Genomic DNA, 12,617 nt, shown 5'->3' with positions numbered 1-12,617 from the left:
ATGTAGCTGGACTCCATGGATGGCGCGAGCACACACTTCTCGGCATGACCCGTACCGATTCCCTGTGGGCCGTGCTCGTCACGGTGATCTGGGGGGTGAACTTCGTCGCGATCGACGCGAGCCTCGACGACTTCCCCCCGTTCCTGCTGGCCGCGCTGCGCTTCGCGCTCGTCGCGTTTCCCGCGGTGCTGTTCGTCAAGCGGCCGCGGACGAGTTGGAAGCTCATCATCGGGGTCGGACTCACGGTCAACATGGGGCAGTTCGCGTTCCTGTTCAGCGCGATGCACGCGGGCATGCCGGCCGGGTTGTCCTCGGTGGTGATCCAGTGCCAGGCGATGTTCACCGTGTTGTGCGCGGTGGTGATGTTGCGCGAGATCCCCGGGCGTACCCGGGTGCTCGCGCTGGGCGTGGCCGCGGTCGGGATGGGCGTGATCGCGTTCGGTCGTGGCCAGGGCGCGTCGTTGTGGCCGTTCCTGCTGGTGGTCGGCGCCGCCGCGTCGTGGGGCTTCGGCAACGTACTGACCCGCAAGGCCGGCATCCCCGGCGGGCTCGGCCTGGTCGTGTGGTCGGCGCTGGCCGCCCCGCTGCCGCTGCTCGCGCTGTCCCTGACCGTCGAGGGCCCGAGCCGGGACGTGGACGCGCTGACCTCGGCATCCTGGACCGGCGTCGGCGGACTGGCGTTCACCGTCGTGCTGTCGTCCTGGCTCGGCTACGGCCTGTGGTTCGCCCTCCTCGGCCGCCGCTCGGCCTCGGCGGTCGCCCCGTACGGCCTGCTCGTGCCGATCGTCGGCATCCTCGCCGCCTGGGCCGTCCTCGGCGAACGCCCGACCTGGATCGAGGCCGTGGGCGCCGCGATCGTCCTGACCGGCATAGCCCTGGCAAGCCTGCCCCGCAGGACCGGGACGCCGCCCCCGCCGGCCCCCGCCCTCCCCTCCGCCCCGATCCCGGCCGCCCACCCCTGAGCTGCCGTCGGCCGGCCCCGCCGGTGTGGGGGGGCGCGATCGGGATCGTGCGCTCTGATGTGGAACGACCCCGCGACCGGGTTTCCGGTGCGGGGTCGTTGCGCGTGCGGCGGGGTGCCGGGGGCGGCTACTTGCGCTTGTTGATTTCCGCTTCGAGCTGCGGCATCACCTTGAACAGGTCGCCGACCACGCCGTAGTCGACCAGGTCGAAGATCGGGGCGTCCTCGTCCTTGTTGATCGCGACGATCGTCTTGGAGGTCTGCATGCCCGCGCGGTGCTGGATCGCGCCGGAGATGCCGACCGCGATGTAGAGCTGCGGCGAGACCTGGGTGCCGGTCTGGCCGACCTGGTGGCTGTGCGGGTACCAGCCGGCGTCGACCGCCGCGCGGGAGGCGCCCACGGCCGCGCCGAGCGCGTCCGCGACCGACTCGATCACGTGGAAGTTGTCCGCGCCGTTCACGCCGCGACCACCCGAGACGACGATGTCGGCCTCGGTCAGCTCGGGGCGGTCGGACTTCTCGCGCGGGGCGCGCGAGACGACCTTGGTGCCGGTCGCCGCGGTGGTGAAGTCCACCGTCACGGCCTCCACCGTCGGGGTGGCCGGGGCCTCCTCGGGGGTGGCCGCGTTCGGCTTGACCGTGATGATCGGGGTGCCCTTGGTGACGTGTGCCTTGACCTGGTAGGTCGCGGCGAACACCGACTGCTCGGTGACCGGGCCGTCGGGGCCCGCCTCGACGTCGACGGCGTCGGTGATCAGGCCCGACTCCAGCCGCACCGCGACGCGCGCCGCGATCTCGCGGCCGTCGTTCGAGGACGCGACCAGGATCGCGCCCGGCTCACCGCCCCCGGCGATCTGCGCGAGCGCGTCGACGGCCGGCGCGACGAGGTAGTCGTCCACCTCGGGGGCGTCCACGACGTACACCTTCTGCGCGCCGTACCTGCCCAGCGTCTCGGTGGCGCCCTCGGCGCCCTTGCCCAGGAAGACCGCGGCCGGCTCGCCGAGGCGGCGGGCCAGGGTCAGCAGCTCCAGGGTCGGCTTGCGGACCGCGCCGTCGGCGTGGTCGACGAGAACGAGGATCTCGGCCATGGTTGTTCTCTCCTACTCCGGTACAGCCCGGATCTCTCCGGCCGGGTTGCGATGCTCGGTCGCCCCGGGGGGCGGCCGGTCAAAGGTGTCGAAACAGTCCGGTTCTGCCGACCGACTCAGATGAACTTCTTGGCGGCGAGGAACGCGGCCAACTGCACGCCGCCCTCGCCCTCGTCCTCGACGACCTCGCCCTTGGCGCGCGGCGGGCGCTTGGTCGCGGTGTCCACGATCGACCAGGCGGCGGACAGGCCGACCTCGTCCGACTCGATGCCCAGGTCGTCCAGGTCCTTCGAGACGACCGTCTTCTTCTTGGCCGCCATGATGCCCTTGAACGAGGGGTAACGCGCCTCGCCGGTGCGGTCGGTGACCGACACGACGGCGGGCAACGAGGCCTCGATCAGCTCGGTGGCGACGTCGCCCTCGCGGCGGCCCTTGACCACACCGCCCTCGACGGTGATCTCGTCCAGGTAGGTGACCTGCGGAACACCCAGGCGCTCCGCGAGCATGGCCGGCACGACACCCATCGACGCGTCGGTGGAGGCCATGCCGCACACGACCAGGTCGAAGCCCGCGTCCTCGATGGCCTTGGCCAGGATCAGCGAGGTGCCCAGCGCGTCGGTGCCCGCGATGTCGTCGTCGTTGACGTGGATGGCGTTGTCGCCGCCCATCGCCAGCGCCTTGCGCAACGCGTCCTTGGCATCGTCCGGACCGACCGTCAGGTACGTGATCTCGGCCTCGACGCCGGACTCCACGATCTTCAGAGCCTGCTCGATCGCGTATTCGTCCAGCTCCGACAGCAGGGAGTCGACCGACTCGCGATCGGTGGTGCCATCGTCGTTGAAGCCCCGGTCCCCGGTCGCGTCGGGTACGTACTTCACGCAGACAACGATTTTCACAACAGTTCTCCTGTGGTCGTCCGGTCACCCAGGTGCCGGTCCGAGGGTGTCATGCCCGCCGTCGGGGTCCACGACGGGCCCACGGTTCCGGCCCCAAGATCCATCGATCTCGCGCCACGATGCCACGCCCGCGCGCGGGCACACGCGTGACACAGGGCACATTCAGTTCTGACGGTCCGTCAACTTCTGGTTCCGAGAGTACGCGGTCTTGGAAAAGACTCCGACCATCGACCCGGAACCGCTATGTTACCGGAGAGTAATAGGAGCCTAGTACCGCCCGCTCGCGCTTGTCACCGGTGCGCGGACCGAACGAGAGCAAGGTCACCGGGGCACCCAGCTCGGCGGCGGCGAAATCCGGCCACTGGGCGACCGACGGGGCCGGCTCCACCACCGGCCGCGCGGCCGACATCAAGGCGGTCAGCCGCTCCGCGTGGGCCAGGTCCGGAACGGGGCTCGCCCACGGCTCGGTTCCGGCGTACGCGCGCACCACGCCCAGGCCCGGCACCCGCCCGGGCACGTCCGCGTGGGTGAGCGCGAGCCCGTCCACACCGCCGCACACCGCGACCGCGTACCGATGCGCGACCGCGTCGAAGTGGCCCACCCGGAACGTGCCCTGCCACCGCCCGGTCCCGTTGTGCGGATCCGGCAGCGCGGCCGTCAGCCCCGCGTCCTCGCTCGGCAGCGGCCCGGGCCCGTGCCGCGTGGTGTAGGTGCGCAGCACGCCGAGCCGGTACACCCCCTCTCCCGCCTCGGCGGCCAGCGCCTCCGCGCCCGCGAACGTCGTGGTCGACCACGTCGTGTACGGGTGGAACCCGTGCCACTCGTCCAGCAGTACGCCCTGCGCCCCCTCGAACACCACCGGCCCGGCCCGCAGCAGCTCGCCCGTATACCCCCCTTCCACCGCGCGCACCGCCCGCCCGAAGCCGGTGAACGCCGCCACGCACGCCTCGACGTCGGGTCCCCGCAGTGTCCCGAATTCGGCGCTCAACGCCTCCCGCACCGCGCTCAACCGCCGACGCAGCAGCCGGGGCGCGCCGCAGTCCCCCACCCGCGGCGCCAGGTCCGGATGGGCGAGCGCGAAGGCCGCGGTCTCGCCCACCCCCATCCCGCACGACCCGTGCCGCCCCGCCCCGCGCGCCGACTCCCGGGCCCGATTGGCCGCCGCGTGGTACGGCGTGGTCAACAGCGCGTCCCGGTCCACCGTGAGCAGCCCCAGCGGATCCGCCACCCCCAGCGCGCGCAGGTGTTCGGCCTCGGCGGCCAGCGCGAGCGGGTCCACCAGCACGAACCGGGACAGGTGGGTGCGCGTGCCCGGGGTGAACGTGCCCGAGCCGAACTGGGCGAACGTGTGGTGCCGCCCGTCGTCGGTGACCACGTTGTGCGCGGCCTGCGCACCCCCGTTGAACCGGATCACCGCGTGGACCGGCCGCCCCTGCGCGCGTCCCCGCGCGCACAGCCGGTCCACCGTGGTGCCCTTGCCCGCGTCGCCGAACCCCAGGTCGACGACCGCGACATGACGAGGTGTCACAGGCGCGTGGTGCCCGCGCCGTCGCCCTCGCCCAGGCCCGGCAGCGAGCCGGAGACGGCCACCGCGCCGCCGGAACGGGCATACGAGGCCAGCGCCTTGGACACGTTGGCCACCTGCGCGTCGGCACCCACGTCACGCAGGTGCTCCAGGCCCTCGTCCAGGTCGATCGCGTCCTCCGCGAGGCCGATGGTCAGCGCGATCGTCTCGCAGACCCCGTCGGGGTCGTCGAGTTCGATCACGTGCTGCCCGAGCAGGCCCCGCCACTCGCCCAGGACCTCCTTGTCGCCCACGTAGGAGGACCCGGCCGGGAGGATGTAGTACACCTCGAACTTGCGCCGCAGTTCGGCCAGGATCCGCTCGATCGGGATGTCCTCGCCGATGTCGTCGCCGATGAACTCCAGCACCTCGGACCGGCGCACCTTGCGGTAGGGCATCTCGTCGCCGATCACGAACAGGTAGCCGCGCTTCCCGCGCTTCTCGTGACAGTCGATCGAGGTGTGCCGGGCCATGAAGTACAGGGCCAGCTCGTAGGATTCGCGCTTTTGCCCGCCGCCGCCCCCTTCGAGCAGGATGTTGCCGAGCTGGTCGTCCATCCGGTTGTCGGACTCGAACTGTCCGACCTGCAACGGGACTCGGTCGCTGGTCGCGTCGCCGATCGCGCCGAACATGATCTGCGGGTCCTGCACATAGCCCTTGCGCAGCAGCAGCCCGAACAACTCGGGCAGCTTGGTCTGCAGGGTCTGCGGAACCCGCAGCATCGAGCCGGTCACGTCGAACAGCACCGAGACGGCCAGGGACATCGGGTGTTCGTCGCTGTCCCGGCTCTCCCGGATGCCCGCGAGCGCCGGATCCAGGTCGACGTGCGCCTTCCAGGCGCTGTGCGGCGTGCTGTTCTTGGTGACGTGGTCGTAGTGGAACGCGCTGCGACCGCTGGCCCGGTTGTAACTCTGGGCCGCGTCGTAGACGTTGGTGGACCAATTGCCACTACCCATGGTGCTCACTCCCCGATCGGGACGCTGGGATGCGTGCGTGGATGTTCGGCCGGCCGAGCAGGCCGGCCGAAGGTGCGACGGGAGCAGGCGGAGACCGCCGCCGCTCCCGTCGGATGGGACCTACGAGTCGCGACGCGTGGGCATCGCGAACGGCCGGAAACGGCGCGGGCCGTAGAGCTTGCCGAGCAGTTCGTCCAACTCGCCGAGCAGCTTCCACGCGTCGTGCGGACGGCGTGCCGGGGCGGGCAACGAGCAGCCCCGGGCGAAGCGCAACAGCGGCTTGGGCGCGTCCGGCGCGAGCAGGCCGGTGACACAGCGGGTCGCCATGTAGACGTCCGCGGCGGTCTCCGGCGGTTGCTTGGCCGGGATCTCCGGCGGGTACAGGTCGGCGTGCCGGTCGATCATCGCGGGCACGTGTTCGACCGCCTTCGCCCGCAGGATCGCCTCCGGTCGGGCCGGGTCGACCGGGCCGTCGAGCAGCACCGAGTAGCACCAGTCGACCAGGACCAGGCCGTGCTCGCGCGGATGGATCAGCACGTGGTCGGGGGTGATCGCGCCGTGGACCACACCCGCGCGGTGCGCGTATCCGATCGCGACCAGCAGCCGGCGCCACATCCAGGCCACGTCGCGCGCGTCCAGGCCGTCCGGGTACGCCTCGCGCACCTCGGCCAACGACCGGAAGCCGCGCACCCGTTCGATCACGTTGGCGCGCCGCTCGGTACCGGACGCGGCGTCGCGATGCCGGAACGTCTCGATCAGCCGCGGTACGTAGTTCGCGTATTCCGGGTCGCCCTCGCGCGCGATCCGCTCCAGGGCGGTGGCCTCGCGCTCCATCAGGTCGTTGTCGGTGACCGAGCGCGGCAGCTTGAGCAGCGCCCGCGCCTCGCCGTCGTCCTCGGCCCGGTAGTTGACCTTGTAGAGCGTGGCGATGTCGCCGCTCGCCCGCTCGCCGCCGACCGAGTAGACCCGGCGCTTGGTGGTGATCACCACCTGACGGCCGGTCACCCCGGTGATGTCCTGCTGATACCGGTTCCACGACTCGCCGAGCCGGGTGAACGCGGCGGCGGCCTCGGCCCGGCGGTCGGCCGGCGCGGTGTCCGGGTGGAGCAGGCGCGCGAGCAGCCGATAGGTGCGGTTGCCCGCCCGCAGACAGGCCTCCGGCGTGCCGTCGTAGGGCCCGAAGACGCCCTGGGGATCCGGCGCGCCGGTCAGCAGATCGAGCGCGTCGTCGAAGGTCGTGGGGCCGGTCGAGGTGGTGCCGGGCGTCCTGGTCATCGGGAGTCCTCCTCCGGGGACGGGCGCAGCAGCGCCGGGTGCAGCAGACGTGCGGGGCCCGCGCGGTACAGCCGGGCGCGGCGCCCGCCGCGCGCGCCGCCGCGGGCGGTGGTGGCGCCGGTGTCCCGGACGAAGCCGGGTACCGAGAGCACCTTGCGGTGGAAGTTGCCGGCGTGCATCGGCCGGCCCCACACCGCCTGGTAGACCTCGCGCAGTTCGGTGACGGTGAACTCCTCGCCCGCGAACGCGGTGGCCAGCGGCGAGTATTCGAGCTTGGCGCGGGCGCGTTCCAGGCCGTCGGCGAGGATGCGCGCGTGGTCGAAGGCCAGTTCGGCCGGGTCGACGTCGGCGACGGGGACCCACTGCGCGTGGGCGGCGTCGCCGCCGGCGGTCGGGTCGGGCAGGTCCGGGGCGAAGGCGAGGTGGGCGACCGAGACGATCCGCATCCTCGGGTCGCGCCCGGGGGTGCCGTAGGTGCCCAGCTGTTCGAGGTGGAGTCGGTCGAGTCGAGTGCCGGCGGCAAGCCCGGTCTCCTCGGCGAGTTCGCGCTCGGCGGCCTCGGCGAGGTCTTCCTCGTGCCGGGTGCCGTCGGGGTCGATCACCGGGCGGACGAAGCCGCCGGGCAGCGCGAGGCGGCCCGCGAACGGCATCTCGCCGCGCCGGACCAGGAGCACGTGCAGCGCCTTGGCGGCGCTCTCGGCCCCCTCGCCGACTCCCCCGCCGGCTTCCGGGCCGGCCCCCGCCTCCGCGTCGCCCCCCGAATCGCCCGACGCCCCGGCCGGCGGGCCGAGTTGACGGATCGTCAGCGCGACGATGTCGACGGTCACCGCGATCGGCTCGAAGGCCCTGGGGTCGTAGGACGCGAGCCAGTCGCGTTCGGTGGTGGCGGTGTCGGCCATATCGCGAATCCCTCCCATGCGCTCATGGCGATGCACGTCCGACGCAGCCCTGTCGGTTCACGTTCCCGACACCGACTCGACGGTTGTTCTCCGATTGAGATCTTCTTAATCTGAGAACAACATACACGGCCGGATCCGAACCGGCGAGGGGGTTATCCCTCGAAGAGTCCCCTCCCTCTGGTAGGCATGGGCGATCCACTCGCCGCCCGCGTGCGGGCCACCGGCGGCGGCCCCGAACACCCGAGCAGAAGCGGAGCAGGTGGCATGTCCGATATGACCGATCCCGACATGAACGCCGTCGTGGGTGAGCAGGACCTACTGCTCGTCACGCTCGACGCGCTGCGGTACGACGTGGCCGTCGAGCTCGCGGCGGCCGGCCGGCTGCCCAACCTCGCGCGGGTGCTGCCCGAGGGCGGCTGGCAGCGCCGGCAGACCCCCGCGCGGCTCGCGTTCGCCGCGCACACCGCGTTCCTCGCGGGCTACCTGCCCACCCCGGACGGACCCGGGCCGCACCCGCGCCTGTTCGCCTCCCGCCTCGGCGACACCGAGACGACCGGCCCGCACACCTGGCTGTTCGACACCCCGGACCTGCCCAGCGCGCTGACCAAGGCCGGCTACCACACCGCGTGCATCGGCGGGGTCGGCTGCTTCGACAAGCAGGGTGCGCTGGACTCGGTGCTGCCCGCGATGTTCGCCGAGAGCCACTGGGACCCCGAACTCGGCGTCACCTCACCGATCTCCTTCGAGGCCCAGGTCGCCCGGGCCGAGCTGGTGGTCGGCGGCCTGGACCCGGATCGCCGGTTGTTCCTGCTCGTCGACGTCGCCGCCGTGCACCACCCGAACTGGTTCCACACCCCCGGCGCCACCGCCGCCGACGGCGACACCCGCGACACCCACGCGGCGGCGCTGGAATACGTGGACCGGCACATCGGCCGGCTGTTTCGCGCGATGAGCTGCCGCCGGCCGTGCTTCGCGATCGTCACCAGCGACCACGGCACGGCCTACGACGAGGCCGCGCAAGCCGCCGGCGAGGTGGTCTGGACGGTGCCCTACGCGCACTTCACGATGAGCCCCGGCGAGTGGTGAGCACCCCTGCGGGAGGCGGGCGCGAGCCCGGCGCGGAACCGCCCCCGGGCCGGGCCGGCGACCCGAACGGATCAAGTTGGCAGACCGAACGCGGATCCGGTAAGTTTTCGCCGCGCAGGCCCCAATAGCTCAGTCGGTAGAGCGTCTCCATGGTAAGGAGAAGGTCTACGGTTCGATTCCGTATTGGGGCTCCAGGCAGACGAGAGGCCCCCGGTTCGCCGGGGGCCTCTCGTATTTCACCGGGGGCCTCTCGTCTTTCGGCCGCCCACCCCTCGGGACGCGGCCGAGGCGATCTTTCGCCGGACTTTCGCCCCGCGCCCGGCTCAGCCGAATCGCGCCGTCAACCGCGCGTCCAGGCCCGCGAGATGTTCCCGGCCGTACGGGCCGTCCTCCAGGCCCGCCAGCAGCTCGCGCGGCAGGTCCTGGGCGTACTCCGCCGAGCAACTCGCCGCCGCCAGCGCGATGGTGGCCACCGTGTCCACGTCGCCGGTGTACGCGACGCACGCGCGCAGGAGCGCGGCCGTGCCGGTGTGCGCGGCGAGCGCGGTGACCGCCGCGCGGGTGCTGTCCATCCCGGCCGAGCCGACCTTGCCGCGCCACGGCTCGGTCCACACCGCCGGGCCGGTGGAGGCGGGCAGGTTCGCCGCCAGCCATCCCGGCAGCTCGGCGACCGGGCCGAGCCCGTACCGGCAGTAGTGCACCGCCAGCGCCGCCGCCGTGGCCGAGGTCATCCCGCCGAGCGTGCGGTGGGTGATCCGGGCCTGGAGCGCCGCCGTGCGCCGCACCTCGTCCCGGTCCGGGAGCAGCCCGATCACGCCCGCCCGCATCGCCGCGCCGCTCTTGTCGCTCTCCGGCCGCAGCACCTCCAGAAGCCCTGGGCCGTCGGCGACTTCCTCGAGTACGCCCCGGAACCCCCGCGCGTATCCGGCGCGCGGATCCCGCTTGTACGCCCGCACGAACAGCTCCGCCAGGGCCGGAATTCCGCGATCGTCGCCGAGCAACCACTCGGCGACCGCGATACTCATCTGCGTGTCGTCCGTATATCGACCCGGAAGCACGTCACGATGACGGGGATGCTGCACATAACCGGCGAGTGTGTTGCCTCGCGTGACGAACGAGCGCTCCGCGTACTCGAACCCTGCGCCGTACGCGTCGCCCACCGCCAACTCGACCATCATCGGGACCACATCCTCTCTCCGGACGGGTCGCCGAACGCCGGTCGCGGCAGCGCCCCGACTCGCCGACGCGAGCCGGTAGAGCGTACCGTTACCCGAGGGCAACAACCTGATGGTCCGTCAGTCATCGCGTCGGGCGCCCTGCGTGCGCCGGAGTACGAGGGCGTACGCCACAATTCGGTACGGACCCGCGCGCACCACCTGTCCCTCTCCGGAGTGATGCTCCTCGCGCCGTGTCCAACTGCAAGACGTTTCCGCGCCGCGGCGGATACCGTCAACGATGATCACGCGATCGTCGGGACGTGTCGGACGTACCATCCGGCTCGTCCGAACGGGTGATAACGGGTGATGTGGCTCGTTCACACGGCCGCTGGGGATTGTGGCCGGCTCGTCCGAGAGGCGACCGCACCGACATTGCGCGGTGGCGGATCGCCCCCGAGGAGGAAAGGTGGGGCGGTGGATCGACCATCGTGGGCGCCGGGCATGTGGCTCCAGGCGTGCCGGGGAGCCGGCCGGCGCGCCCGGACCACCGTGGGGAGCACAGGGTGAGCGGCGGAACGGACGACGCGCGCTTCGACGAGGCCGAGGGGTCACTGAGCCGCTTCGCCCGGGACTGGGCCCGCACCATCGAGGGCACCAGCTTCGTCCCGTTGAGCGGAGCCGAGATCGAGGAGTACCTGCGCGGGCAGGCCGAGCGCCTCGCCCGGGCGCTGCGTTCCGAACCGTTCGACCCCGCGATCGCGCGCGAGGTCGGCGCGTCGCTGGTCGGGCAACACTTCACCGGCAGCGGGACGCTGGAGCGCACGCTGGGCCTGGTCGGCCCCTGGTGGCCCGTGCTGCGCGCCAAGGCCGCCGCGCAGGGCCACGATCCCGACGCCTGGCTGGAGCGGGTCACCGCGCTCGCCGGGGCGCTCGCGGCGGGCTACGCGGAGGCGCTGCGGCGGCGCACGCTGGACGAGCAGGAGGCCATCCACGCCGCCGTCCTGGTCGCGCGGGACAACGCCGAACACGCGCTGCACACGAGCGAGGCGCGTTTTCGGGCGGTCTTCGACCAGGCCGCGATCGGCATCGGGATCGGTGACGTCGACGGCAACGTGATCGATGTGAACCAGGCGATGACGACCATGTTCGCGGCCAGTGTCGAGGAGATGTGCAAGCGGCAGGTCCGCGAGTTCATGCACGCCGGCGACACCGACCACATGTGGAAGCTCTACGACGAGCTGGTCACCGGCGAGCGGGATCACTTCGCGCTGGAGAAGCAGTTCGAGAACGCCGACGGCGAGACGTTGTGGACACACCTGTCGCTCTCCCTGGTCCGCGACTCCAAGGGCAATCCCGAGTACCAGGTCTGCATGCTGGAGGACGTCACCGACCGCCACCGCCTGCACACCCGGCTGCGCCATCAGGCGATGCACGACCAACTCACCGGGCTGCCCAACCGCGCGCTGTTCGTCGAACGACTGACCGCGGCCTTCGAACACCCGGGCCCGGGCGATCGGGTCGGCCTGTGCTACCTGGACCTGGACGGGTTCAAGGTGGTCAACGACAGCCTCGGGCACGACGTGGGCGACCAGTTGCTGGTCGCGGTCGCCCGGCGGCTGAGCCGGTACGCGGGCCAGGCCGGGCATCTGATGGCGCGGATGGGCGGCGACGAGTTCGTCATCCTGGTCGAGCACTCCACCGGGACCGGCCAGGTGGTGGCGCTCGCCGACGGCGTATTCGCCGCGCTGCGCGAGCCGTTCCGGATCCGCGGCCACGATCTGACGGTCACGGCGAGCATCGGCATCGTCGAGCGGCCGGTGGCCGGCACCAGCCCGGCGGACACGCTGCGGGCGGCCGACATAACGCTGTACTGGGCCAAGTCCGACGGCCGCGGCCGGTGGACGGTGTTCGACACCGACCGCAACGACCGCGAGGTGGCCCGCTACACGCTGTCCGCGGAGATGCCCGCCGCGCTGCATCACGGCGAGTTCTACGTCGACTACCAGCCGCTGGTGTCCCTCGCCGACGGCGGCGTGCTGGGCGTCGAGGCGCTGGTGCGCTGGCGCCATCCGCGCAACGGCCTGGTCGGACCGGACCGCTTCATCGGCCTGGCCGAGGAGACCGGCCTGATCGTGCCGCTGGGCATGCACGTGCTGGAACAGGCCTGCCGCGAGGCGCGCCGCTGGCAGGACCTGGAGCCGGACAGCGCGCCGTTCATCAGCGTCAACCTGGCCGAACGCCAGTGCCGCGAACCGGGCCTGGTCCGGCAGGTGGAGCGGGTACTGGCCGAGACCGGCCTGGATCCGGGCCGGCTGCAATTCGAGCTGACCGAGAGTCAGATCATGTCCACCGACGGTGGTCCGCTGGAACGGCTGCGCGAACTGGCCGCGATGGGCATCCGGATCGCGATCGACGACTTCGGCACCGGCTACTCGAATCTGGCCTATCTGCGTCGACTGCCGGTGTGCGAACTCAAGATCGCGGGCTCGTTCGTCGAGGGCCTGCGCCAGCCCGGCGACTCGGACCCGGTGGACGGGCGGATCGTGGCCTCGCTGGTCGAGCTGGCGCACGCGATCGGGCTCACCGTGACGGCCGAGGGCATCGAGACGGCGGTCCAGGCGGAGCGGCTGCGGGCGATCGGGTGCGACGCGGGGCAGGGGTGGTACTTCTCCCGCCCGGGCCCGCCGGACCGCATCGAGGGCATGCTGGCGGGGGTCAAGGAGCCCGGTTGAGGG

Annotated in this window: 10 protein-coding genes and 1 tRNA gene; 4 read left to right on the top strand and 7 right to left on the bottom strand. The window is 71.9% G+C overall.

Annotated elements, in window-relative coordinates:
* The first annotated feature begins 44 nt into the window (after window positions 1-44).
* Window positions 45-962: an EamA family transporter gene (locus tag ACH4XV_RS01435; protein WP_395785999.1), complete on the top strand. Its 918-nt coding sequence runs from the start codon at window positions 45-47 to the stop codon at window positions 960-962.
* A gap of 127 nt (window positions 963-1,089) precedes the next feature.
* Here ACH4XV_RS01435 and ACH4XV_RS01430 read toward each other — a convergent pair whose 3' ends face one another.
* From ACH4XV_RS01430 to ACH4XV_RS01405, 6 genes are all read right to left on the bottom strand, one after another.
* Window positions 1,090-2,049, bottom strand: a complete 960-nt coding sequence (locus tag ACH4XV_RS01430) for an electron transfer flavoprotein subunit alpha/FixB family protein (RefSeq protein ID WP_395785997.1) — start codon at window positions 2,047-2,049, stop codon at window positions 1,090-1,092.
* 116 nt (window positions 2,050-2,165) lie between these two features.
* Complete coding sequence (locus ACH4XV_RS01425) at window positions 2,166-2,945, bottom strand: electron transfer flavoprotein subunit beta/FixA family protein (protein WP_395785996.1); 780 nt, start codon at window positions 2,943-2,945, stop codon at window positions 2,166-2,168.
* 241 nt (window positions 2,946-3,186) lie between these two features.
* Complete coding sequence (locus ACH4XV_RS01420; protein WP_395785994.1) at window positions 3,187-4,473, bottom strand: adenylosuccinate synthetase; 1,287 nt, start codon at window positions 4,471-4,473, stop codon at window positions 3,187-3,189.
* Window positions 4,470-5,465: a hypothetical protein gene (locus ACH4XV_RS01415; protein ID WP_380038771.1), complete on the bottom strand. Its 996-nt coding sequence runs from the start codon at window positions 5,463-5,465 to the stop codon at window positions 4,470-4,472. Before ACH4XV_RS01415 ends, ACH4XV_RS01420 begins: the two co-directional genes overlap by 4 nt.
* A 120-nt stretch (window positions 5,466-5,585) precedes the next feature.
* Complete coding sequence (locus ACH4XV_RS01410) at window positions 5,586-6,740, bottom strand: lipopolysaccharide kinase InaA family protein (protein WP_395785992.1); 1,155 nt, start codon at window positions 6,738-6,740, stop codon at window positions 5,586-5,588.
* Window positions 6,737-7,639: an NUDIX domain-containing protein gene (locus ACH4XV_RS01405; RefSeq protein WP_395785990.1), complete on the bottom strand. Its 903-nt coding sequence runs from the start codon at window positions 7,637-7,639 to the stop codon at window positions 6,737-6,739. Before ACH4XV_RS01405 ends, ACH4XV_RS01410 begins: the two co-directional genes overlap by 4 nt.
* A gap of 288 nt (window positions 7,640-7,927) precedes the next feature.
* Between ACH4XV_RS01405 and ACH4XV_RS01400 the strand changes: the two genes are divergently transcribed.
* Entirely contained in the window at window positions 7,928-8,725 is a 798-nt protein-coding gene (locus ACH4XV_RS01400; RefSeq protein ID WP_395787034.1) for an STM4013/SEN3800 family hydrolase, read from the top strand.
* Between the two features lie 118 nt (window positions 8,726-8,843).
* Window positions 8,844-8,919 (top strand) — tRNA-Thr (locus ACH4XV_RS01395).
* 129 nt (window positions 8,920-9,048) lie between these two features.
* Here the strand turns inward: ACH4XV_RS01395 and ACH4XV_RS01390 are convergent.
* Window positions 9,049-9,903, bottom strand: a complete 855-nt coding sequence (locus ACH4XV_RS01390; protein ID WP_395785988.1) for an ADP-ribosylglycohydrolase family protein — start codon at window positions 9,901-9,903, stop codon at window positions 9,049-9,051.
* Window positions 9,904-10,445: 542 nt separating this feature from the next.
* Here ACH4XV_RS01390 and ACH4XV_RS01385 point away from each other — a divergent pair.
* Window positions 10,446-12,614: a putative bifunctional diguanylate cyclase/phosphodiesterase gene (locus tag ACH4XV_RS01385; protein WP_395785986.1), complete on the top strand. Its 2,169-nt coding sequence runs from the start codon at window positions 10,446-10,448 to the stop codon at window positions 12,612-12,614.
* The last annotated feature ends 3 nt before the right edge of the window (window positions 12,615-12,617 follow it).

The organism is Embleya sp. NPDC020630 (assembly GCF_044334985.1).
Taxonomy (GTDB): Bacteria; Actinomycetota; Actinomycetes; order Streptomycetales; family Streptomycetaceae; genus Embleya.
Note: the sequence above shows the minus strand (reverse complement) of the source record. Positions and strands in the feature narration are given on the sequence as shown.

What these genes read in the sequence shown, in the direction of transcription:
- ACH4XV_RS01435 (WP_395785999.1), top strand. Translation starts at nt 45, where the DNA reads ATGACCCGTACCGATTCCCTGTGGGCCGTGCTCGTCACGGTGATCTGG.
- ACH4XV_RS01430 (WP_395785997.1), bottom strand. Translation starts at nt 2,049, where the DNA reads ATGGCCGAGATCCTCGTTCTCGTCGACCACGCCGACGGCGCGGTCCGC.
- ACH4XV_RS01415 (WP_380038771.1), bottom strand. Translation starts at nt 5,465, where the DNA reads ATGGGTAGTGGCAATTGGTCCACCAACGTCTACGACGCGGCCCAGAGT.
- ACH4XV_RS01410 (WP_395785992.1), bottom strand. Translation starts at nt 6,740, where the DNA reads ATGACCAGGACGCCCGGCACCACCTCGACCGGCCCCACGACCTTCGAC.
- ACH4XV_RS01405 (WP_395785990.1), bottom strand. Translation starts at nt 7,639, where the DNA reads ATGGCCGACACCGCCACCACCGAACGCGACTGGCTCGCGTCCTACGAC.
- ACH4XV_RS01400 (WP_395787034.1), top strand. Translation starts at nt 7,928, where the DNA reads ATGAACGCCGTCGTGGGTGAGCAGGACCTACTGCTCGTCACGCTCGAC.
- ACH4XV_RS01390 (WP_395785988.1), bottom strand. Translation starts at nt 9,903, where the DNA reads ATGATGGTCGAGTTGGCGGTGGGCGACGCGTACGGCGCAGGGTTCGAG.